Source organism: Paracoccus sp. PAR01 (genome assembly GCF_014851995.1).
In the GTDB taxonomy this organism is placed as follows: Bacteria; Pseudomonadota; Alphaproteobacteria; order Rhodobacterales; family Rhodobacteraceae; genus Paracoccus; species Paracoccus litorisediminis.
Genome location: NZ_JACVAW010000011.1, coordinates 24,494 through 46,509, shown reverse-complemented (window position 1 = coordinate 46,509; position 22,016 = coordinate 24,494). Strand labels below are relative to the sequence as shown.

The 22,016-nt window shown below is 62.6% G+C and carries 23 protein-coding genes; 7 read left to right on the top strand and 16 right to left on the bottom strand.

Annotated features, from left to right (window positions below; all coding sequences use genetic code 11):
- The first annotated feature begins 124 nt into the window (after positions 1 to 124).
- Positions 125 to 784, top strand: coding sequence for an SOS response-associated peptidase (locus tag IB235_RS16210; protein ID WP_370576911.1), 660 nt, complete (start codon positions 125 to 127; stop codon positions 782 to 784).
- Positions 785 to 1,055: 271 nt separating this feature from the next.
- A complete protein-coding gene (locus tag IB235_RS16205; protein ID WP_225612388.1) occupies positions 1,056 to 2,168 on the top strand; it encodes a Hint domain-containing protein in 1,113 nt (370 codons plus the stop codon).
- 219 nt (positions 2,169 to 2,387) lie between these two features.
- On the opposite strand, the gene IB235_RS16200 is transcribed toward IB235_RS16205, so the two are convergent.
- On the bottom strand, positions 2,388 to 3,590 hold the full coding sequence (locus IB235_RS16200; RefSeq protein WP_192337557.1) for a UMUC-like DNA-repair protein: 1,203 nt from the start codon (positions 3,588 to 3,590) through the stop codon (positions 2,388 to 2,390).
- A gap of 72 nt (positions 3,591 to 3,662) precedes the next feature.
- Here IB235_RS16200 and IB235_RS16195 point away from each other — a divergent pair, with 72 nt between their 5' ends.
- A complete protein-coding gene (locus tag IB235_RS16195) occupies positions 3,663 to 3,983 on the top strand; it encodes a hypothetical protein (protein WP_192337556.1) in 321 nt (106 codons plus the stop codon).
- A 131-nt stretch (positions 3,984 to 4,114) separates the two neighbouring features.
- On the opposite strand, the gene IB235_RS16190 is transcribed toward IB235_RS16195, so the two are convergent.
- The 3 genes from IB235_RS16190 to IB235_RS16180 form a co-directional block, all read right to left on the bottom strand.
- Positions 4,115 to 5,071 carry a glycosyltransferase family 39 protein gene (locus IB235_RS16190; RefSeq protein ID WP_192337555.1) on the bottom strand — a complete coding sequence of 319 codons (957 nt, stop codon included), beginning with the start codon at positions 5,069 to 5,071 and terminating at the stop codon, positions 4,115 to 4,117.
- The gene (locus tag IB235_RS16185; protein WP_155041743.1) at positions 5,068 to 5,346 is read right to left on the bottom strand and encodes a lipid-A-disaccharide synthase N-terminal domain-containing protein; all 279 of its coding nucleotides are present in this window, start codon (positions 5,344 to 5,346) and stop codon (positions 5,068 to 5,070) included. Before IB235_RS16185 ends, IB235_RS16190 begins: the two co-directional genes overlap by 4 nt.
- A 111-nt stretch (positions 5,347 to 5,457) precedes the next feature.
- Positions 5,458 to 6,114 (bottom strand): response regulator transcription factor, encoded by a 657-nt coding sequence (locus IB235_RS16180; protein WP_192337554.1) that lies wholly within the window; start codon positions 6,112 to 6,114, stop codon positions 5,458 to 5,460.
- Between the two features lie 221 nt (positions 6,115 to 6,335).
- On the opposite strand from IB235_RS16180, the gene IB235_RS16175 reads away from it, so the two are divergent.
- The gene (locus IB235_RS16175; protein ID WP_192337553.1) at positions 6,336 to 7,250 is read left to right on the top strand and encodes an alpha/beta fold hydrolase; all 915 of its coding nucleotides are present in this window, start codon (positions 6,336 to 6,338) and stop codon (positions 7,248 to 7,250) included.
- A gap of 134 nt (positions 7,251 to 7,384) precedes the next feature.
- Positions 7,385 to 8,161, top strand: coding sequence for a hypothetical protein (locus IB235_RS25180; RefSeq protein WP_225612386.1), 777 nt, complete (start codon positions 7,385 to 7,387; stop codon positions 8,159 to 8,161).
- Here the strand turns inward: IB235_RS25180 and IB235_RS16165 are convergent.
- From IB235_RS16165 to IB235_RS16150, 4 genes are all read right to left on the bottom strand, one after another.
- Entirely contained in the window at positions 8,158 to 8,805 is a 648-nt protein-coding gene (locus IB235_RS16165) for a response regulator transcription factor (RefSeq protein WP_192337552.1), read from the bottom strand. The two genes, IB235_RS25180 and IB235_RS16165, sit on opposite strands and share 4 nt — an antisense overlap.
- Positions 8,802 to 10,193: a sensor histidine kinase gene (locus IB235_RS16160; protein WP_192337551.1), complete on the bottom strand. Its 1,392-nt coding sequence runs from the start codon at positions 10,191 to 10,193 to the stop codon at positions 8,802 to 8,804. The genes IB235_RS16165 and IB235_RS16160 overlap by 4 nt, the downstream gene beginning before the upstream one ends.
- A 120-nt stretch (positions 10,194 to 10,313) precedes the next feature.
- Complete coding sequence (locus IB235_RS16155; RefSeq protein ID WP_192337550.1) at positions 10,314 to 10,916, bottom strand: alpha/beta hydrolase; 603 nt, start codon at positions 10,914 to 10,916, stop codon at positions 10,314 to 10,316.
- Between the two features lie 46 nt (positions 10,917 to 10,962).
- Complete coding sequence (locus IB235_RS16150; RefSeq protein WP_192337549.1) at positions 10,963 to 11,892, bottom strand: ring-cleaving dioxygenase; 930 nt, start codon at positions 11,890 to 11,892, stop codon at positions 10,963 to 10,965.
- A 118-nt stretch (positions 11,893 to 12,010) separates the two neighbouring features.
- Here IB235_RS16150 and IB235_RS16145 point away from each other — a divergent pair, with 118 nt between their 5' ends.
- Positions 12,011 to 12,910 (top strand): LysR family transcriptional regulator, encoded by a 900-nt coding sequence (locus tag IB235_RS16145; protein ID WP_192337548.1) that lies wholly within the window; start codon positions 12,011 to 12,013, stop codon positions 12,908 to 12,910.
- On the opposite strand, the gene IB235_RS16140 is transcribed toward IB235_RS16145, so the two are convergent.
- Positions 12,907 to 13,731, bottom strand: a complete 825-nt coding sequence (locus IB235_RS16140) for a class I SAM-dependent methyltransferase (protein ID WP_192337547.1) — start codon at positions 13,729 to 13,731, stop codon at positions 12,907 to 12,909. The two genes, IB235_RS16145 and IB235_RS16140, sit on opposite strands and share 4 nt — an antisense overlap.
- A gap of 71 nt (positions 13,732 to 13,802) precedes the next feature.
- Positions 13,803 to 14,756, bottom strand: a complete 954-nt coding sequence (gene corA / locus IB235_RS16135) for a magnesium/cobalt transporter CorA (protein WP_192337546.1) — start codon at positions 14,754 to 14,756, stop codon at positions 13,803 to 13,805.
- Between the two features lie 142 nt (positions 14,757 to 14,898).
- Here corA and IB235_RS16130 point away from each other — a divergent pair, with 142 nt between their 5' ends.
- The gene (locus IB235_RS16130) at positions 14,899 to 15,492 is read left to right on the top strand and encodes a 2'-5' RNA ligase family protein (protein ID WP_192337545.1); all 594 of its coding nucleotides are present in this window, start codon (positions 14,899 to 14,901) and stop codon (positions 15,490 to 15,492) included.
- A gap of 33 nt (positions 15,493 to 15,525) precedes the next feature.
- On the opposite strand, the gene IB235_RS16125 is transcribed toward IB235_RS16130, so the two are convergent.
- The 6 genes from IB235_RS16125 to IB235_RS16100 form a co-directional block, all read right to left on the bottom strand.
- The gene (locus IB235_RS16125; protein ID WP_192337544.1) at positions 15,526 to 16,236 is read right to left on the bottom strand and encodes an FkbM family methyltransferase; all 711 of its coding nucleotides are present in this window, start codon (positions 16,234 to 16,236) and stop codon (positions 15,526 to 15,528) included.
- A gap of 67 nt (positions 16,237 to 16,303) precedes the next feature.
- Complete coding sequence (locus tag IB235_RS16120) at positions 16,304 to 18,271, bottom strand: bifunctional diguanylate cyclase/phosphodiesterase (protein ID WP_192337543.1); 1,968 nt, start codon at positions 18,269 to 18,271, stop codon at positions 16,304 to 16,306.
- Between the two features lie 7 nt (positions 18,272 to 18,278).
- The gene (locus IB235_RS16115) at positions 18,279 to 18,782 is read right to left on the bottom strand and encodes a molybdopterin-dependent oxidoreductase (RefSeq protein WP_155041756.1); all 504 of its coding nucleotides are present in this window, start codon (positions 18,780 to 18,782) and stop codon (positions 18,279 to 18,281) included.
- Between the two features lie 219 nt (positions 18,783 to 19,001).
- Positions 19,002 to 20,159: an L-lactate dehydrogenase gene (locus tag IB235_RS16110; RefSeq protein WP_192337542.1), complete on the bottom strand. Its 1,158-nt coding sequence runs from the start codon at positions 20,157 to 20,159 to the stop codon at positions 19,002 to 19,004.
- 19 nt (positions 20,160 to 20,178) lie between these two features.
- On the bottom strand, positions 20,179 to 21,438 hold the full coding sequence (locus tag IB235_RS16105) for a TRAP transporter large permease (RefSeq protein WP_192337541.1): 1,260 nt from the start codon (positions 21,436 to 21,438) through the stop codon (positions 20,179 to 20,181).
- The gene (locus tag IB235_RS16100; RefSeq protein ID WP_192337540.1) at positions 21,435 to 21,995 is read right to left on the bottom strand and encodes a TRAP transporter small permease; all 561 of its coding nucleotides are present in this window, start codon (positions 21,993 to 21,995) and stop codon (positions 21,435 to 21,437) included. Before IB235_RS16100 ends, IB235_RS16105 begins: the two co-directional genes overlap by 4 nt.
- Between the last annotated feature and the right edge of the window lie 21 nt (positions 21,996 to 22,016).

The following is a 22,016-nucleotide window of genomic DNA, read 5'->3' as shown; positions in this document are numbered from 1 at the left end:
ACGTTGAGGTGTGGCGCTGGTCGGTCATTTCTTCGCGCGCCGAAGATTTGCCGAGATGGTGTAAACTTCCGAAAACATCCGCTTGGCGACGAGGAGAATATAGCGATGTGCGCACGATTTGTCCGTGAACTCGGCTGCGATCGCTGACATGTGCGGTCGTTTTATTGATGCGATCCTACGCGGCACTGATGACGAGCTCTCGCAGATCAAAATCGATCCCTTCCCCCACCGCTTCAACATCAAGCCCACGGAAGATGTTCTGATCCTTGCCAAGCAAAGCCTTGAGCCAATGATGGCGCGCTGGTGGCTGATCCCGGCCTGGCACAAGGGGGAGCTGAAGGATTTCAAGCTGACGACCTTCAATGCCAGAATAGAGGATGCGAAAGACAAGCCGACATTCCGTGCCGTCTGGCGGTACGGGCGTTGCTTGATCCCAGCTGGTGGTTATTACGAGTGGATCGGCGAACGTGGACACAAGCAGCCGCATTTCATCCAGTCGGCCGGAAACGAAGGCACGCTGTGGTTTGCTGGTCTTGCCTCGCGCTGGCAGGACCAGCTGACCTGCACGATCATGACACGCGCCGCGAACGGCACTGTCAGTGCCGTCCACTCGAGGATGCCGGTGATCCTCAATGCCGAGGAGCGCGATGCATGGATGGGGGGCGCGGATGATCTGTCGATTGGCGAGGGTGTTCAGTTGCTGCACCATCCCGTTGCGCCATTCGGGATCGCGGCCGAAGGGCCGGAGCTAATCGAACCGATTGAAGAGAGTCGGGCGCAATGAGCCCAAAGCCGACACTCACATGGGCTGCACGAAACGCAGCGCGTCATGGAAGGCCAGTCGTTGACGGTCGATCCTGCCGCGTGTTCAGCGACGTCGCTTTCTTTGCTTCGGCATTATCGATCAGACGACAGCAGATTATCGGCGACAATCATAAAAACTGGACTATCCTTCTGTCGATCTTGGACGCCGGAATCCGCTCCTAAAGAAGTGAAGCAAACTATACGAACCCGAACTATTTCCGCGCGCCCCAGATAGATTCAGGAGGACGACCATGGTTCAGTATGCGCTGGTCACGAATGCGCTCGCTTTTGGTGAATTCACGCCCGGCATTGGCGGCAGTCCCGGGAGCGTCACCGGGAGTTCCTACCCGGTCAACGACTTTCTGACCGACCGCGGCTTCGACCCCGCAGATGGTCAGCTCATCACGCAGGCTGACGGGACCGAGGCGGATTATGAGGAAAGCGGGATTCCGGACAGAACGGAGTTGCGTCTTCTCATCGATGCAGACGGCGACGATGTGCCCGAGTTCGAGATCAGACCGATCCTCGCGAACCATTCGGTGATCCGCGTCGACAATCAGATCAGCGGAAACATGGGCTATTTCGAAGGAGAATGGGGCATCTTCGACCTGAACGGCGGCGAAGAGCCCTTGGTGATAGGGGGAGGTCGTCTTTTCCTGACGACGGAACCCGGGGGCCTGAGCGCGACGCCGACCCAGATCGTGCCCGCCCCGGGTCCGGCACTCGTCGTAGCGGATCTCGAGGTCGTCTGCTTTGCAAGGGGCGTTCTGATTGACACGCCCGAGGGACCAAGGAAGGTCGAGGATCTCTCGGTGGGGGATCTGGTTCTCACCAAGGACCATGGAGCGATGCCCGTCAGGTGGATCGGATCGCGTGCACTCAGTGAACGTTCGCTCTCCCGGCATCCCTCCCTTCGTCCGATCCGCATTGCTGCCGGCGCGTTTGGGGCCAACAATCCCGAAACGGACCTCGTTCTTTCGCCGCAACACCGGGTCCTGCTGTCTTCCCGTATCGTGCGGACCATGTTCGGTGCGGATGAGGTGCTGGTGCCGGCGAAGAAACTGCTTGGCTATCCCGGCGTGTCGCAGGACCCAACGTCCCCGATCGAGTATTTCCACATCCTGCTCGATCACCACGAACTTGTTCGCGCCAACGGCTGCTGGTCGGAAACGCTGTTGCTGGGAGCAATGGCGCGCAAGATGATGGGACCCGAAGCACGGCGCGAAATCGCGCTTCTCTTTCCCGAGATTGCAACGCCAAGCTATGTTGCCGCTCCCGCGCGGCGCATTGTAAGATCCCGGAAAGTAGAACGCATGCTGCTTCGACATTGCAAGAACGGGCAGACCTTGGTGGAGGTCGCCTAAGCCGATCGCTCTTGATAGGCTGTCTGCAGACACGCCGTGCGGAGATCCAGCCGACGCAATACTGCAGTGCGATGACGTCGTTTGGAGGTTAAGAACGAAACGTCTCGCCTCAATTCACGAGTTTTCGCTCCTTCCTGATGGTCACGGTTTTCTCGGGTGTGCGAGGCCCCGCTGCGATAACGAACGTCCGCTTCGTCCGCATAGCAGCCTCGCCGCACCTCAGCCTCGCTCAAAGAAGCCGGGATGAGGGCGGTTGATCCCGAACTGGATGGTGCCTTGGCCGAAGCGCTGGTTGATGAAGTCGGCAGCGGCAGATGCGCGCTCACCTGCGGTCATCTCTCCCGGTGCGATTGGCTTGAGAAGATCTCCGGTGCGGGTCTTCAGAAAGTCCACGTCTCCCAGATGCACGCCAATAGAAGCAATCTGACCGCCGCGGATATCGGGCCACGAGCTTCGCCAAAGCGCACGGTTGATCCGCATGAAGTCCAGCGTGTCTTGGGTCGGGGCGCAGCGCATCGACCGCGCCCAGGGCGCCCGATCATAGAGCGACAGCTGCAGCGCAAAACTTGCCGCCACGCGTCCTTCGCGCCTTAACCGAGCCGACGCCTTTTCAATGAGCCAGCGCGACACCAGATAGGCTTCGGCCGGCCGGCGGAACTCGGGTGCCAGCACTTTGCTATTGCCGAAACCGCCACGCCGCGTTTTGACCAGCGGGATCGGCTCACCCTGAAGCGATCGGACAAATCGCTCGCCTTCGACGCTGTGCCATATTGCCCGCGCCTGGCGCGGATCGAGGCGACACAGCGAAACCACATCATGAACACCCGCCCGCTGTAAGCGCACCAGCATCGAACGCGAGATGCCGGGCAGATCGTCGAGGGCGAGATGCGCAATTCGATCCGGCATGTTGTCCGGGCCTAGGTGCTGACAGCCATTCGGCTTTTCCAGCTTGCCCGCGATCTTTGCCAGCAGATGGTTTGGTCCGATGCCGGCGCTGAAGCGCAGGCACTCCCCGACTTCGGTCGCCACTGCCGCCTTGAGCTGTGCCACCAGCGCGCGGGCGCCGTCCAACGCGGTGGCCGGGCCAGATAGCGCGATCTGGAATTCATCAACCGAACGGATGCGCTCAAGCTCGGCAAAGCGGTCCAGCACTGCGGCCACGCGCAAATTGAAGCGCACATAGAGTCGATGCCGAGACGGCAGGAACACGATCGCGGGACACATGCGGCGTGCCTCGGCCACGCTGGTGCCGGTTTTGACCCCGAAGGCCTTGGCCTCGTAGCTGGCCGCGACGCAGCAGCCTTTCTCATCTTCCATTGCGGTGATGGCGACCGGGTGCCCTCGAATCGACGGCTCCAACTGCTGCTCGACCGACGCAAAGAAGCTGTTCATGTCGATGTATAGTGTCCGGAACGGTCCCATTTCCCAAGATCCTGCGGATGGTTTGACCGGCTCTTATGTTCTATATTTGTTCTCATTCAGCAAGAGGGCGAAATGGACAGGAAACAGCAACTCGGCAATGTCAGCTTTGGAGGTGCATGGTCGGAGCAGATCGCGGCGGATGAAGGGCTGGCGCTGGCAATGACGCGCATCGACAGCGCCGTTATCGATACGCTCTCCGAGGATCTGCGCGGCGATGCAGAGCTGGAGGCGGCGCTATCGCTAGCGGCGGGCTCTCATCCCAAAGGCGCGATACTGGCGCGTGCCTGGCAGAAGGGGGTGTGGATTGAGAATGCCGGTCTGCGCTCGCAGGAACTGAGACGCATTGCTATTGCGTTGCGGGCAGGGATCGGCGAGCGGTTAGCGCGTGGCTAGCTGCCCTTGACGGTCCGTAACTGTCGGTCTGTCTAGCGCTCCTTCCTTAGCGCAGGTCGGAACAAGATTCATGGTTCGTTTTCATTTTGTCCATACCTACGGAACAACTAAACACTCTGTTTTTGTTAGATTTATATAGAATAATGCGCCTGCTTGCCGCTGATCAGGCTGAAGATCACGAAAGTCGCGCCGATCCAGACCGGCAGCGGGCCGGGCAGCCGGGCGGCGCGCCATGCAGTGGTGGACCAGCCCCACGGCCAGATCAGCAGCGGTGCCAGAGCAAGGAAGAAACAGAAGGGTTTCTGATGCGCAAAGGAATCGACCATGCGCCCGGCGCTTTGCGTCCACAGGACGGCGTGGCGATATTCCGGGCCACCGGCGATCAACGCGGGGACCAGCCACAGCGCGACGATGGCCAACCCGGTCAGCAGACCAAGCGCCAGCCCCTTGATCATCTGTTTGGTACCGATCCCGGCCCAAAGCGGGGTGGCCAGCGCCACCGGCAGCAGATGCAGCAGGATTACCGGCCCTTTCGCCAGCGCCCCAAGGGCCAGCGCTGCACCAAAGCCCAGCCATGCGGCCCGCGCCTGCGTTTGCACGTTGGTCAGCGCGGTGACGCCAAGGACGGTCGCCAGCGTCAGCAGCGCGTCGAACATCGTCAGCCCGGCAAAGATCGAAAATCCCAGCGACCCCGTCAGCACCAGCGCCGCGCGCCCGCCGATATCGGGCGATGCAGGCACCAGCCTTTGCGCCAGCCGCGCCGTCGCCCAGATCGACGCCAGCCCAAAGGCCGGAGCGACAAGCCGGGCGGCGATCTCGGACGGGCCCGTGACCAGCCAGATCAGGTTGATCAGCCAGAACAGCAGGGGCGGCTTGTGGCTGTAGGTCAGCCCGTTCAGATGCGGCACCAGCCAGTCGCCGGACAGGCGCATCTCCCACGCGACGGTCAGGTAGCGGGTCTCATCAATCGGCAAGGCCGGACGCAGGATCACGCCCAGCACGGAAATCGCCGCAAACAGGCACATGGCCAGCGCAAGGGGCGGCACCTGCAATCCCGCCTCGCGGCTTTCGGCAAGCTGATCGGTCATGCTGCGACCTTGGCGGCGGCCTCGGCGCGGATCATGCGCAGGTTGCGCAGATAGACCACCAGCCCGGCGGCCTGACCGATGATGAAGACCGGATCGCGCCGCGCCACGGCATAGGCCAGCAGCACGCAGCCGCCTGCAAGGCTCAGCCACCAGAAGGCCAGCGGAATGACGCTGCGCCCCTGTCTTTCGCTGACGATCCACTGGACCAGAAATCTTGCGCTGAACAGCGCTTGCCCCAGAAGGCCGATGGCCAGCCAGAAGGTGGATGTCGTCATGCTCTTGTCCATGCCGCAATGCCCCGAACGTTGCTTATGCGACCCCGAAGTCTTGTTTCTGGCGCAAGGCTAGATAGCGAACCTGACGCGAAGCTGAACGCGGCGGCGGCGCTATTTCAGGATACGATAACCAAGACCGCGCTGGTTCTGGATGCGGTCGCGGCCCAGCTTGCGGCGCAACCGGCTGACATAGACCTCGACCGTATTGCTTTCGACGCCTTCATCGAAGGAATAGATCTGGTTTTCGATCTCGGGGCGCGAGACCAGCCGGTCGGCATTGCGCATGAGGGTCTCGAACACGATCCATTCGTGCCGGCTCAGATCGACCGGGCCATCCGGTCCGGTGATCTGTCGCATGGCAAGATCGACGCGAAACGGGCCAAAATGGATCACCGGATTGGGGTTGCCGATATAGCGGCGGGCGACGGCCCCGATGCGGGCGGACAGCTCCCACAGGTCGAAGGGCTTGACCAGATAGTCGTCCGCCCCGGCATTCAACCCCTCGATCCGGTCCGAGATGCGGTCCATCGCCGTCAGCACGATGACCGGCGTTGCGGCGCCGCGCCCGCGCAGATCCCGCAGGAAATCGAGGCCGCGCCCGTCGGGCAGCATCAGGTCCAGCAGGATCAGGTCGTAATCGGTGGTCTCGGTGCAGGCGCGCGCATCGGCCAGATCGCGAACCCAGTCGGCCAGATGCCGGTCGGCGACGATCTGATCCCTGACGGCCGTGCCCAGCCCTTCGTCATCCTCGACCAGCAGGATGCGCATCCTGGACCTTTCCCGATTAGAGTGTTCCCTCGCCCTCTTTTCGCCGTTTCCTGTACGCGGTGGCAATCGGATTGCGCGCTGTATTTCTGCCTGCCGTTTCCGCATGGCGATCTCGAAATGGCGGGCCGCGATGGCTGACCGCGATTAAATCCGGTCAGACGCCACCTTTCATGCCATGATCCCGCCGCGACTGGTTCCGATCCGTTCAGGAGATGAATGACATGTTCCGGCCCATCATCAGCTTGATTTCCCTGACTCTGCTGGCCTCGTCCGTTTCGGCCGAGGTCCATGATTTCCCGCCCGACTTCCAGATGCAGGATGTTCAGGTGGATGACGCGACCATTCACCTGAGGGTCGGCGGAGAGGGACCCGCCGTCGTGCTGATCCACGGTTTCGGCGATGCCGGGGATATGTGGCAGCCATTGGCTGCGGATCTGGCCCGCGATCACCGCGTGATCGTACCCGATCTGCGCGGCATGGGCCTGTCCTCGCATCCCGAAGGGGGCTACGACAAACGCACGCAAGCGGGCGATATTCGCGCGGTGATGACCTCGCTGGGCACGGACCACGCGGTCATTGTCGGGCATGACATCGGCACCATGGTCGCCTATGCTTTTGCCGCCCGGTTCCCCGAGGCCACCGACAAGCTGATGGTCATGGACGCCCCGGTTCCGGGGATTCCGCCTTGGGACGAAATCGTCCGAAATCCGCTGCTCTGGCATTTCGATTTCGGCGGACCGGATGCCGAACGTCTGGTGGCGGGGCGAGAGCGGATCTATCTGGATCGCTTCTGGAACGAGTTCGCCGCCGATCCCGCCAAGCTGGATGAGGCGACACGGGCGCATTACGCCGCGCTTTACGCCCGGCCCGGCGCAATGCGTTCGGCCTTTGCGCAGTTCCGCTCGATCCGGCAGGATGCCGAGGACAATCGCGCCACCATGGCGACGAAGCTGACGATGCCGGTTCTGGCGATCGGTGGCGAGAAGTCCTTTGGCGCGAATGAGGCCGCCGTGATGCGCAATGCGGCTGGTGATGTGACCGGGGTGGTGATCCCCGATGCCGGACATTGGCTGATGGAGGAACAGCCCGCCGCGACGATTGCCGCCGTCAGGGACTTCATCGGCAAGGCTGATTAGGCGGCATTTTTCAGCACCGGACCTTTTCGCCCAGATCCTCGGACCAAGGTCCGAAGAATTGGGCGTCAGGATGTTGTCTTCTGGGTTCAGCCCAATTTGCCCGCCCGTCGGGCGCTGAACCGAAAGGACATGCGATGCCCAAGGATCTGATCTTGACCTCTGCGCGACTGGTGCTGGCCGCTTCGCTTTTCGCGGCCGCACCCTATGGGCTCAGCTACGACCCAGCCAGCGGATTGATCACACTTGAGAAATCGTTGGCGATGGCGCGCGATGGAAATCGCGGCGGCGGCGACGATAACGGTGGCGATGATGACCATGGCCGTGGCGGTGACGATGACCGCGACGATGATCATTCCGGCGGGGATGATGACGACGACGATGATAACGGCGGCAGCGATGATCGCGGTGGCCGCGGTCGCGGTGGCGATGATGATCGCGGGCGGGGCGGTGATGACGACGGTGACGACGACCATTCTGGCAGGGATGATGTCGGTGACGACCGGGGTCGTGGACAGGCGCGGGGCCGTGGCGATGACGACGATGGCGGCATCGAAGTCACCCTGAGCGACGGCAGCCGGATCGAGATCGAGGATGGCCGGTTCGAGCGCAAGGACGCCGCTGGCCGCACCATCGAAGAACGCCCCGCCACGCGCCGCGACTATGCCCGCCTGCAACAGGCTGGAACCGCCTCGGGTGGTGGTCGGATCGGGCCGAATGGCAGCATTCGGGGCGGCGGGACCGTGGCCAAGCTGGAAACCAACGGCAGAAACATCGAGGTCACTTATAGCGACGGCTGGAAAGAGGAAATCGAGGCCGGCCGCTATGAGCTTAAGGACGCTTCGGGCCGCACGGTGATTCAGCGCCCGGCACGCCCCTCGGATCGGGCACGGCTGTTCGCCGCCGCACGCTAGGGCTGGGACCAGCGGTCGCGCGCGATCAGCGCGGCCTCGGTCCGGTTCCGGACCTGTAGCTTCTGCAAGATGATGGTCATGTAATGCTTGACCGTCTTTTCCTGGAGGTCGAGCGCGCGCCCGACCTCCTTGTTGCTTTTGCCCTGAGCGACCAGGCGCAGGATCTCTTCCTCGCGCGCGGTCAGGGCATCGACCGGATCGCCATGGCCGGGTTTGGGCGGCGCGGCGCGCAGCGCCTGCAGCACCTTCATCGCCAGCCCCGGCGAGACATAGCTGCGCCCGGCGGCCAGATCCTCGACTGCCGCGACCAGATCGCGACCGCCGACCCCCTTCAGGATATAGCCGTCCGCCCCCGCCTTCAGCGCGCGGAAGACGCTGTCGTCATCCTCGGCCACGGTCAGCATGGCGACAACGGGCGGCTGATCCTGCTGCTTGATCTGCTCCAGCGCCCAGATCCCGCCATCGGGCATCGACAGGTCCAACAGCACCAGATCGGGGGCAAGGCTTGCCGCCAACTCGACCGCCTCGCGGCCACTGGTGGCTTGCGCGATGACGCTGGTGCCGTCATGGCGGTCAAGGATGCCCGCGACGCCTTCGCGAAACAGCGGATGGTCATCGGCGATCAACACGCGGATCGGGGTCATTTCCATTCTCCGGGATCAAAGACCAGTTCCAGCAACCCGCCGCCCTCGGGGGCTTGCCCGGCGCGGAAACTGCCGCCAAGGCTTTCGACCCGGTCGCGCAGACCGGCAAGGCCAAGCCCCGCCGCGCCGGGATCAGAGGGGATGCCCGGCCCGGCATCGATCACCCGCAATTCAAGCCGCCGTTCCGACATGGTCAACCGCACCGCAAGCCCCTCGGCCCCGGCATGACGGGCGGCATTGTTCAGCCCCTCCTGCACGAAGCGGTAAAGGCAGACATCCGCCGCGGGCGGCAAGTCGGGGGAATTGTCGCCGTCGACCTCGAACAGGACCGGGTTTCCGGTGCGCAGGCGGTGTTCATCAACCGCCATTCGGGTGATCTGCGCGGGGGTTTTGCCCGCAATCTCGGGCAGGGCCAAACCGCGAGAGATCGCCCGGATTTCCGTCATCGCCCCGGCAAGCGCCTGCTCGACGGCGGCGATTTCGGCGGCATCCGTGGAACTGGCCTGACGCTCGCGCAGCCCATCCAGATGCAGCGCGGCAAAGGCCAGTTGCTGGGCCGGACCGTCGTGCAGATCAGCCCCGATCCGGCGCAGCGAATGTTCGGTGGCATCCGCCGCCCGCCCGGCCGCGTCGCGCACCTGATCGCGCAGGCGGCGATTGCGCTGCGCCATCGTCTGCAGCTCCGCGAATTGCTTAGACAGACGATCCTGCTGGCGCTGGATCATGTGGCTGGCGCGCAGGACGATCAGGTAAAGCACCAGCCCAAGCCCGGCGATCACCCCGGCGACGGCCAGCCGCGTATCACGTCGTGCGGCGGCAAGGTCAGCCTCAAGCTGCTCGTGGAATTCGTAGAACTCGGCCACGGCAATGACCTCGCCGGTGTAATCCTTGCGGATCGGGCTGTAGATTTCCAGAAGCGGCACGCCAAAGGCACGCTCGGCGCGGTCCTCTTCATCTGAATGCGAAGAAAACTCGGCCGCGACCTCTCCGTGCAGGGCGCGGGTCAGGCTGTCCGACACCGGGAAGGTCCGCCCGATCAGCGCGGGGTCCGAGGCCTGGGCGATCAGCCCGCCGGGCTTCCAGATCTTGTAGGACAGGACCCGGTCGGCAAGCGGCGTGTTCAGGAAGATTTCGTCCAGCGCCTGCTGCGCGCCGGGGCCAAGCCGGTCCTGCGTGGCCAGATCCTGCGCCAAAGGCGACAGCACGCTGTCCATGAACAGTGCGGTCGAGTTCGCGGAATTGCTGACGACATTCGCCTCGATCCGGCGGGTAATGAAGCTGCTGATCAGCAGCGCGGCAAGGATCAGGACAATCCCGCTGGCCAGCGCATAGCGCGTGGCCAGCGTCGCCCCCTTCCAGCTTATGCGTGTCGTGGCATCCGCGCTCATGCCGCCAATATGCGTCAGAAATTGCTTTGGGGATATGGGCAGATCGCTGCCGCACAGCCTGTAAGGCGCGGAAAAATCACGGCGATGAGGGCCACCCGGCTTGCGACCGGGTGGCTTGATTCAGGCAAAGATGCTGCGCACAGCTTCCAGCTCATCCGGGCGGATTTCATGACCGCCGTCATGCAGGTGCAGATCGATCGCAGCGCCCTGCTCCTTCAGGTAGTCGGCAAGGGCATTGGTCAGGGGCAGCGGCGAAATCGGGTCGCGCCTGCCCGCCGTGATCAGGACCCGGCGACCCGAAAGACCCGGCTGTGGGTCTGGACGGAACGGGATCAACGGGTGCATCAGCACGGCGCGATCAAACAGATCGGGTTGCTTGAACAGCACCGAGGCAAGTATATTCGCCCCGTTCGAATAGCCCAGCCCCCAAATGGGCACGCCGGGATTGGCCTCGCGATGGGCGGCGACGAATTCCGCCATCTTCGTTGTCCGCTGGGCAAGGTCCGCCATGTCATAGACGCCCTCGCCGGTGCGGCGAAAGAAGCGGTTCGCGCCATGTTCCGACACGTCTCCGCGCGGCGAAACGATGCCCGCATCGGGCAGTATCCGCGCGATCAGGCCGGGGAACTGGTGTTCATCCCCGCCGGTGCCGTGAAAGGCCAGGATCAGCGGCTGACCCTTGGCCGGGGCCTTGGCAAAATGGTGATAGCTGTGAATGCTCATCTTGTCCTCCTTTCAAGCGGCGGCACGGGGGCCGCCGCTGCTGGGGTCAATCATTGATCGGGGGCAAAATGCGCTCGATCTCGGCGCGCAGATGTTCGTGCTGATGCGGGATCCGCAGGGCCTCGCCCAGATGGGCGGTGTCCTCGTCACGGTCGAAGCCGGGCTCATTCGTCGCGATCTCGAACAGCACGCCGCCGGGGGTGCGGAAATAGATCGCCCAGAAATAGTCGCGGTCGATCACCGGCGTCACGTGATAGCCGGTATCCATCAGCGCCTTGCGCACCTCAAGCTGGGCGGCGCGGTTCTCGACCGCGAAGGCGACGTGATGGACCGAACCGGCACCCTGACGGGCCTGGGCGGCATCGGGCAGGGTCTCAAGATCGACGAAATCCGCGCCATTGCCATCACGCACCGCAAAGCGGGTGACGTTGCCCTGTTGGTCCACGGGCTCATAGTTCATGAACTTCAGTAGCTCGGCCGTGGCACCCTTGTCGCGCAGACGCATGCTGACGCCGTGGAAGCCCTGAATGCCCTCATCCGTGGGAACGCTACCGGCAAAAGCGGCGCGGGGGTCGCCGTCCTTTTCGACCAGCGCGAAACCGTCGCCATCGGGACCGGCAAAGCGCAGACGCTTCTCGCCAAACAGTTCCTCGTCCTTCAGCCCCTTCACGCCCTGTGCCGCCAGATGGGCTTTCCAGAAGCCAAGGCTATCCTTCGGCACGGTGAACAGGGTGTCGCCAACCTCACCCGAGCCGGGGCGGCCGCGGACGATATGCGGGAAGGGGAAATAGGTCATGACCGAGCCGGGCGTGCCGACCTCATCGCCGTAATACAGGTGATAGACGTCGGGGGAGTCGAAGTTCACGGTCTTCTTGACCCGGCGCAGACCCAGCGTCCCGGTAAAGAAGCTGTTGTTTTCCTGGGCATCAGCCGCCATCGAGGTGACGTGGTGCAGGCCCTTGATCTGATGCAGCATGATTATCTCTCCTGTTCGGGCGGGTCGATCCGCGCCCTTGTCGAGAGCAAAGATGGCCCCATTTGCCATTGCAGAGAATACACGTAAAATAGCATTATTTATTTCAGATTGAGCAATAATGGGCGAACTTGAATCGATCCGGATCTTTCTTGAAGTGGCTCGACAGCGCAGCTTCTCCGGGGCCGCGCGGACATTGGGGATTGCGCCTGCGGCAGTCACACGGGCGGTCGCGGCGCTGGAGGACGGGTTGGGCGCGCAGTTGCTGGTGCGGACGACGCGGGCGGTGTCGCTGACCGCGGCGGGGGCGCTTTACGCGGCCCGCGTGTCACCTTTGACCGAGGGGCTGACTGAGGCCGCCGAGGAAATGCGCGAACGGCAGGGTGAACTCAGCGGCCTTTTGCGGATCAGCGCGCCGCTGTCACTGGGGGCGCAGGTGCTGCCCAGCGTGCTGTCGCAATTCGCGGCGATCCATCCCCGCACCCATGTCGAGGTCAGCCTGACCGACCGCTTGATCGACATCGTGGCCGAGGATGTCGATGTCGCCATCCGCATCTCGGGGGCACCGTCGGACAAGTCGACGATCTGGCGCAAGATATGCCTGGTGCCACGCCTGCTGGTCGCCGCACCGGACTATCTGGCGCGGCAGGGCGTTCCGCAAGCGCCCGAGGACCTGTCGGCCCATGACTGCCTAAGCTATGCCAGCAGCGCGGCGGGCGAAAACTGGCTGCTGGCGAATGGCAAAAGACAGCACCAGATCCGCACCAAGGGGCGCTTCCAGTCAAACAATGGCGAGTTGCTGGCCCAGTTGGCCGTCAATGGCGAGGGTATCGTGATGCTGCCGCAGTTCATGCTGCGCGCGGCGCTAAAGGCCGGGGCGCTGGTTCCCGTCCTGCCCGACTGGCAACCGCCCGAGCTTTGGCTGACGCTGTATTACCCGCCCTATGAGCGCCTGCCGTTGCGGGTCGCCACCTTCTCGGATTTTTTCGAAAGCCGGGTCCGGGAAAGCTGGCAGATCTAGCCCGCGCTGTTTTTCCGCGTGTCGGGCACCGTGCCGCGACATGCGACAGCCGTGCTGGCAAAGGAGCGCGGACCGTCTGCTTGCCCGGCCTCATAGGCATCGCGGACCGCGGCGTCCGTCCGTGCCCGCTCGGCGGGGTCAAGGCCGGTCATGTACTGCCCCAGCGGGCCTTCGCCAGCGGCGATCGGGGCCCAGTAATCGTCGAAATTCCGGTAATCCATGCGAATGGTCAGCTGGGTTTCATGAATGTCGACAAGTCCGGCCTCGGCAAAGGCACGTCCCAGTTCGCCTGGCTGCATCATGGGCTGCCAGCAATATTTCCCGCGCAACTGGCGCCCGCTTTCACCCATCATCGCGACGGTGTCGATCACCATCCGCATCGCCGACATGCCACCCAGATGATCCCAGACCGTGGCGGCAACCACCCCTCCGGGCCGCACGACGCGGCGCATTTCGGCCACGGCCTTGCCCGTCTCGGGGACGAAATGCAGGACCAGTAGCGCCAATGCGCGGTCAAAACTCGCGTCATCGAAGGGCAGGGCACAGGCATCGGCCCGCGTGATCGTGACATGGGAATAGGTGTTTCGCTGCTGCGCGGCGGCGACAAAGACCGGGGAAAAGTCGATGGCCGCGATCTGGCCAAGATCGGCATGTTCGGCCAGTTCAAAGGTCAGGCTGCCGGTGCCGCAGCCGACATCCAGCACCTTTTCGCTTTTTTCAATGCCCGCGAAATTGATGAACAGGGGCGCGAGCCGCCGGCTCCAGCGGCCCATCAACTGTTCATAGCCGGCTGCCTGATGGACGTTGAAGCTAGACGTCATCGCTGCCTCCAACCCGTCAACAGGGCAATTCTACTCCGCCAGCCCGATTGCGCCAAGGATTCGGGCGGCAGCTACAGCCAGCCGCGCCGTTTGAAGACCAGATAGGTCACCACAGCGGAAAGGATCATGATCCCGATGGCCAGCGGATAGCCATAGCTCCAGTGCAGTTCGGGCATGACATCGAAGTTCATCCCATACATCGAGGCAACCAGCGTCGGCGGCAGAAAGATCACCGCCGCGACCGAGAAGATCTTGATGATGCCGTTCTGCTCGATATTGATCAGGCCCAGCGTGGCGTCGAGCAGGAAGGTGATCTTCTGCGTCATGTAATCCGCGTGATCGGTAAGCGAACGGATATCGGCGACCAGGGCCTTGGCCTGCTCATGCACGGCCTTCTCGGTCCCGCCAAGTTTCGGGCGAAGATAGCCAAGCACCCGCTCCAGCGTGACAAGACTGTCGCGGATATTCGAGGTCAGGTCGCCCTTGCGTCCGATTTCCTGAAGCGTCGCCTTGTAATTCGCATCCTGACGCGCGGGGTCATTCTGCCCGAACACCCGGCGCGAGATGCCGTCAAGTTCGCGCCCCGCGCGTTCGAGGATATCGGCAAGGCGGTCGACCACGGCCTCAAGCAGCCCCAGCATGATCGCCTCGCCACAGGTCAGGCCAAGTGCCACCTTCTCGGCGCGTTGCGGAAACAGGCTGAAGACGCGCGGTTCGGTATAGCGGATGGTGATCAGCCGGTGGTCGCACAGGATGAAGGTCACCGGCTCGATCACCGCATCGTCGCCATCGGTATGCGAGGGGATCAGCGCGGTCATGAAATGCCCGCCATCCTCGGAATAAAGCCGAGAGGATACCTCGATTTCCTGCATGTCCTCGTGGGTCGGAAGCTCAAGCCCCAGAAGGGCTTCAAGGCCAAGCTCCTCCTCCCGCGTTGGGTTCAGCAGATCCCACCACACGATTTGCGCGGCATCGGCGGCAACGGGCTGCAAGCGGTCGTTCCGAAGCTCATAGGCGTGCAACATGCGGCTTTCTCCTTGCATTGCCGGATAAAGCCAGCTCGATATTGTCACGGAAAAAGCAGGGCGGCTCAAGCGGCTGCGGGTGTAGATTTCCGTTGCGCGCGCCGTTGCCTGAATCCTGCGGATCGGGAATGATGGGCGGGTCATGGCCTATCCCCGCAACGCCTCGACATCGCATTTCTTCTTTTACGCGGCCCGACCGCCTGATGCCGTCGCGGATCAGATGGCCGAGGTCTGGCAGCTTTTCGGCACGGGCGACAAGCTGCGCCGCGACAAACTGCACATGACGCTTCTGCCGGTCACCGATGTCGCAGAAGTCCCCGAGGGGATGGTCGAGCTGCTTCTTGCCGCCGGTGCGACGGTTCGCCAGCCCTCTTTCGAGATGGAGCTGGACCGCCTCGTCACATGGCATCATGGCCGGGGGCACAACAATCCGCTGGTCCTGACCACTGCGACGGGTCGCAGTGCGGGTGCCGATGCCGTCGTCCGTGCCCTGAATTCCGCACTGCCGCAGGAATTGCACTGGCCGCAATGGCGTCTCGTGCCGCATGTCACGCTGGCCTATGGCAAGGGTTTTGCCGAGGACTTGATCCTGCCCCGACCCATTCGCTGGCACGTCGACAGCTTCAATTTGACCGAAAGTCTGCGGGGCAAGGGCCGCCACATTCCCCTTGGGACCTGGCAGCTGGGCGGTGCTGGAGCCGAGCAACTTGATCTTGGGCTTGACCCGAGGCCCTGACCCGACACGGGGTTTCCCTGCCAATCGGTCCTGTTACAGGTCGTCGGGGCAGTAGCTGCGGACCACGCCGTCGTCGCGGGTGAAAAGCACGCAGGGACCGGAAGAGTTGCGCGGGTCGTAGATGAAGCCACGCTCGGTCATGGTGCGGAAGATGTCGTGGACGCCGGCAAGACCATAAAGATGGTCGTGCAGCTCCAGGAAAATACGCTCGACCCCGTCCAACGCGGCACTGCCCAGCAGCTCACGCTCGGCGCCTTCGATATCCATGACCAGAACATTGATGCGGTTCCGCACCAGAAAATCGTCGATATTCTGGGAGGGCAGCGAGATCACGTCCTCATACGGACCCTGGCTTTCGAGCATCGACGACATCCAGAAATCCCGGCGGATATAGAAGGAATGCGTCTCGGGTTGCCCGGCGGTCATCAGGCCGTGGTTGAACGTGACGTTCTTGATGCCGTTGGCCGCGGCAACGCGCCTGGCCAGGGCAACGGTGTGCGGATTGGCGTCGTAGGACCAGATCGTGACGCCCTCGGTCTTGGCCATCACGGCGGTGATGACGCCGATGCCCGAGCCAAGTTCAAGCACGCGGTCGCCCCCGCGCAGCAGGCGGCGGGCCTGTCGCGCCTCTTTGGCTTCATAGCCACCGGTGATGAGGGATTGCCAGATCACCGGCGAGACATCCTCGGCAGTAAGGGGCAGATCGATGCCGTGAATGGTCAGTTCCTGAGCCGTGGTGGTCATGAAGGCCTCGCCCGCCGTGATGAAATGCTGCCTGGTTCAATCGGATGGATGGTTATGACGGCATCACCTAATTGGCAAAGTCGTCAATCAGATCAAAATGGTGGTCGGCCTCGTGCAGGAAGTTCAGTTTCGCGGCCTTCACGGGCCGCGCGAACAGGAAGCCCTGGCTGAGAAGCCCGCCGATGGCGCGGATGCTTTCGTGCTGGGCCTTCGTCTCGACCCCCTCGATGATCACCGTCTTGCTCAGGCTGGTGCCGACATCGACGACCAGCTTGACCAGAGAGGCGGCCTTGGGGTTTTCGGCAATGTCCCGGACGAAGGACTTGTCCAGCTTGATCGTGTCAAACGGGATGTCGCGCAGGATCGCCAGCGAGGAATAGCCGGTGCCGAAATCGTCCATGGCAATGGTCAGGCCAAGGGCGCGCAATTCGTTGAGGATTTCGACCACCCCGTCGCGGTCATCCAGCAGCACGGTTTCCGTCACTTCCAGCTCTAGCCGTGTCGGAGGAAGACCGGTTTTATCCAGCACGCTGACGACGGATTGCACGAAATCGGGGGCCTGCAATTGCAGCGGCGAAAGGTTGACCGCGATTTTCAGCGGACGCTTCCAGCTTGCGGCCTCGGTGCAGGCAATCGTCAGGATCTGCTGCCCGAGTTCGGTAATCAGCCCCATCTCCTCGGCCAGCGGAATGAAGATGTTGGGCGTAATCTGACCGCGGGTCGGGTGGTTCCAGCGGGCCAGCGCCTCAAGGCCGCGCAGGTCCAGCGACATCACGTCGACCTGTGCCTGATACAGCAGCTCGAACTCGCCGCGCTCGACCGCAAGGCGCAGGTCGTTTTCCAGCGCCTTCCGGTCGTCGAATTCGACCTGCATGAACTCTTCGAACAGGCAGATCTTCTCGGTCGTGGCAGTCTTGGCCCGGTAAAGCGCGATGTCGGCCTGCTTGAACATCGCCTGTGCGTCGATGGACTGCGGCTGAGAGGTCGAGCAGATGCCGATGGAGCAGCCGATCTTGATCTCGCGATTGGCCAGCAGGAAGGGATCGGCGATCCGGGCGGAAAGCTCGCGGGCAATCGCTTCGGATTCGGCACCGCTTGCGCCGACAAGAAGACAGGCGAACTCATCCCCGCCCAGACGGCAGAAGATGCGCACCTTCGTGTCGAATTCATGCATGCGCTTGCTGACCTGATTCAGCAGCATGTCGCCGAAATCATGACCCAACGTGTCGTTGACTGTCTTGAAGTCGTTCAGGTCGATCAGCAGCAGATTGACCGTACCGGACCCCTCTTGCAGCGCCTTTTCCAACTCGCTCCAGAACAGGATGCGGTTGGGAAGCTGGGTCAGGGAATCGTGATGCGCGACATATTGCAGGCTGACGTTCGTTTCCTGCAGCTCGCGGCTTGCAGCGATCAGGTCGATGTTCAGCAGTTCAGCCTGCTTTTGCGACTGCATCAGCAGACGGTTCTGCCGAAGCTGCAGCAGGATCAGGATGCACCAGGCAACGATCAGGAAGGCCACCACCACGCTGTAGATCAGGTGCAGTTCTTCCAACGCATTGATATTGACCTCGATATCGTCCCAGCCCTGCTGGACGCTTTGCGAGGAAAGCTGCGTCAAGGGGCCGTTCAGCTCACGCATGCGATCAAGGATCGCGACGACTTCGGTCTGGTCCAGAGTTTCCAGATTGGCATCAAGATCGGCAATGACCGAGGTCACGTTGCCGATGATCTCGCGGCGGGTCGGAGTTGCCTCGAGGAATGTCTTGAGCGTGCCTTCCTTGAACGAGCTCAGGCGGCTGACGATGATATCCAGCCGCAGCCGCACTTCATCCAGCGGGACGTCCTCATCCGGAAGAAAATGCGTGGCAAGAAGGGCTTCCAGCCGCATGAATTCGGCGACGGACTGACTGATCGCCCAAGCATCGTTGTGATGGGCGACGTGACGCAAGACCTGCTGCCGCTGAGACACGGTCGTCGACATGAATGCCGTCGCCGCGACAAAGGCGCAGATGAGTATGACCAGCAGACGGGTCAACGGCCACCTATTCGACGATAAGTTTCGTAACCTGCCAAGCCGAGCGGGCGTAATAGGTCTGCGTTTGCAATTTGCTAGCCGAATCATACGGATAGATAACGAAGATCGGCCCCTTGTCACGGACATCCATGTCGACGCCGTTCAGTTTCGTCGCCAGGATCACGTCGGTTTCCCGCACATCGACCATCGGGATGTTGGTCGAGTAGTCGTTCAGCGCCACTGCGCTGACATTTTCGCCTTCGGCGCCGACATAATCCATGACCACCTTGAAGGGCACGCCCGCGAAGGTCGACTTCTTGTCATACCAGGGCGAGCTGGTGGTGATTTCGGTCATCCCCAGCCCCTCAAGCATCGCGCGGTCGAACTTGGCGGCCTTGCCGTCATTCGTGTTGGCGATATTTCCGGTGACGGTCAGGATCACCTGACCGGTCGGAGAGGGCAGCGTGTCGGCGACACTGACAGTTGCAAAGCAGATACCGGCGATCAGCGCGGCAAACGAGCGAATTAGCATCTTGGCATCTGTCCTGAGATAAGGATCCGGGTAGGCTGGCGATTAACTATCGATATACTTCTCCTCTGAATTGTGTCCACTGGATTCGCATTCGGTCAGATTGCGATCATTAGAATGCAACCTTTTTCACGCAACACCTTGGACCGAAGCGTCTTGGCGCAGGTTATCAAGGGCATGGGCCCATCTTGGCGCTTTTGACTGAGGGCCCAATTTCGGAACCTAATCCAGATCCAGAATGCTGCGGTCGACGGCGGCGATATTGTCGATCCCGGCAAGGGCCATGCCCACGCGCATCTCGCTGTGGAAACGGGTCAGCAGCGCCGAGACGCCCGCCTGACCACGCGCGGCGACGGCATAGACCCAAGGTCGGCCGATCATCACGCCACTGGCGCCAAGCGCCACGGCGCGCAGCACGTCCAGACCGCTGCGCACGCCGCCATCCAGCATGATTTCAGGTCCCGAACCTGCTAAGGCGTCGACAATCCGCGGCAGCATGCGGATGGTCGAGGACACGCCGTCCAGCTGCCTCCCGCCATGGTTCGACACGATAATGGCATCCGCGCCGACGCGGGCGGCCTCAAGCGCATCGCCGGGCGTGAGAATCCCCTTGAGGATCAGCTTGCCCTGCCACAGCCCACGCAGCCATTCGATGTCCTTCCATGTGACCGAGGCGTCGATCTGGCTGATGATCCAGCCGCGATATTCGGTCGGATTGGTGGCAGAAGGAACATAGGCTGAGATATTGCCGAACTGATGCGGCTTGCCCTTGATGCCGACATCCATGACCCAGCGCGGACGCACAGCATAGGACAGCGCCCCAGCCCGGAACTTGCCCCAAGTGCTGGTCCCGCCGGCGATACCGTTCCTGACATCGCGGTAGCGCTCGCCGGCCACGGCCAAATCAACGGTAAAGACCAATGTGCGCACGCCAAGCGCCCATGCGCGCTCCAGCATTTCGGCCACGATGGCACGGTCGCGCAGCATGTAAAGTTGGAACCAGAACGGGCGGTCGGAGACGGCCGCGACCTCCTCCATCGAGCAGATCGACATGGTGGACAAGGTAAAGGGCAGGCCTGCCGCATCGGCGGCGCGCTTGGCCTGAACCTCGGCGCGGCGGGCGAACATGCCGCCCATGCCGATGGGGGCCAGCGCCATCGGCATGGCGGCAGCCTCGCCCGCCAGTTGCGTTCCCAGCGCGATATTCGAGACATCGCGCATCACCTGCTGACGGATGCCGATAGGCTGGAAGTCCTCGACATTGCGGCGCAGCGTGTATTCGTCATAGGCGCCGCCATCGGCGTAATCGAACAGGAAGCGCGGCAGACGGGCTTCGGCGATGCGGCGGTAATCGGCGACCGTCGCGGGAACGAGGTTCATCGTCGGCATTCTTCTTCTTTCATTTTACAAAGGCCAGCGACAGCCATGGCACCAGCGCAATGATGAACAGCCCGATCAGCAGCAGGCCGATAAAGGGCAGTGCCGCGCGGACCAGCAGTGAGAATTTCTCGCGGAAGGTGATCATCGCGACCATCAGGTTCAGCCCGACCGGAGGGGTCAGGAAGCCGATCTCAAGGTTCACGATCATGATCACCCCCCAATGCACCGGCGAAAAGCCATAGGCCTCGGCCATGGGCAGCATCAGGGGGGCAAGGATCAGGATCGCCTCGTTCGTGGTCATCACGCAGCCCACCGCCAGCAGCAGCAGGTTGGCGATCAGCAGAAAGGCCAGCGGGCTGTGGATATGGTCGGTGGCCAGGCTGACCAGCTGCGCGGGAACATGGTTTTCCGTCAGAACCAAATTCAGGCTAAGCGCGACCGCCAGCAGCGGGAACAGCGCCCCACCCAGCTTGGCGGTTTCGCTTGCGACCTCGATATAATCGTTTAGGCGCATGTCGCGATGGATGACGAATTCGATGAACAGCGCATAGGCCAGCGCGATCGCGGCGGATTCCGTCGGTGAATACAGGCCAGAATAGATCCCGCCCAGCAGGATCACCGGGAACAGCGCCGCCCAGATGCCGCCTTTCAGGGCGGCGCGGAACTCGGCCGGATCGAAGGGCTCGGCCGGGACATTGCGGTTGGCGAGGGACGCGTGGATGGCAAGGATCACCATCAGCAGCAACCCCGGCAGGATGCCCGCCAGAAACAGCGCCACGATCGAGGTTTCCGTGACCAGCCCGTAAAGGATCAGCGGCACCGAGGGCGGGATGATGATCCCCAGCGTCCCCCCTGCCATGACCGAGCCAAGCGCGTAGCGTTTGGAATAGCCCGCCGCCGTCATCGCGGGGTAAAGCACGCTGCCGACCGCGATCATGGTGACGATGGACGATCCCGAAATCGCCGAGAACACTCCGCAGCTGAGGATCGTCGCCACCCCCAGCCCGCCGCGCACCTGCCGGGTCAGGCTTTGCACGATGCGCACCAGCCGCCTTGCGCTGGAGCCCTTGGTCATCACCCCGCCACACAGCAGGAACAGCGGCACCGCAAGGATCAGCTCCTTGTTCAGCGAGACCCACATGTCCTCGACGATATAGACCAGCTCTCCGGCACCCCAGACCATCTGCACATAGGCGATGGCCGCAATCAGGATGATGATCAGCGGTTGGCGCAGGATCAGCAGACCCACGACCAGCAGCAGCAGGAACAGCGCGCTCATTCCTGCACCTCGGGGCGGGCAGGGGCGGTGGCGGGCCAGATGGCAAAGGCCAGATAGCGCAGCCCGGCGGACAGAAAGCCCAGCGGAATCACGCTTTGCACCACCCATGCGGGCCAGTTCAGCCCCGAAAGCAGCGTCGGATATTCCATCGAGTCGCGCACGAACAGCCAGCCATACCAGCAGACGGCAAACATGATCGCGGCGCTGACCAGATGGCTAAGACGCTCGATCAGCGGCTCCAACCGTTTGGGGACCCAGCCGAATGCGACGGTCGGCACGATCTGCCCGGCGGTGGCGACGCTCAGGCCGATGCCCAGAAACGCGACCACCACCAGCAGGTAAAGCGAGCGTTGCTGCGCGGCGTAGACGCCCGAAGGCACGCCCTGAATGCCAAAGGCATCCGCCAGAGGGGCGACCAGTTCGCGCATCAGCACATCGCCAAGGATCAGCATCAGGATCAGGCTTAGCGCCAGAACGGCCAAGGCGCGTTCGCTCCGCTGCCATCGCGACAATATTCGGGCGACCCCCGTCAAGGCGGGGTCGTTGGGTAGCGGCATGTCCGGGCTTTCTGTCGGAAT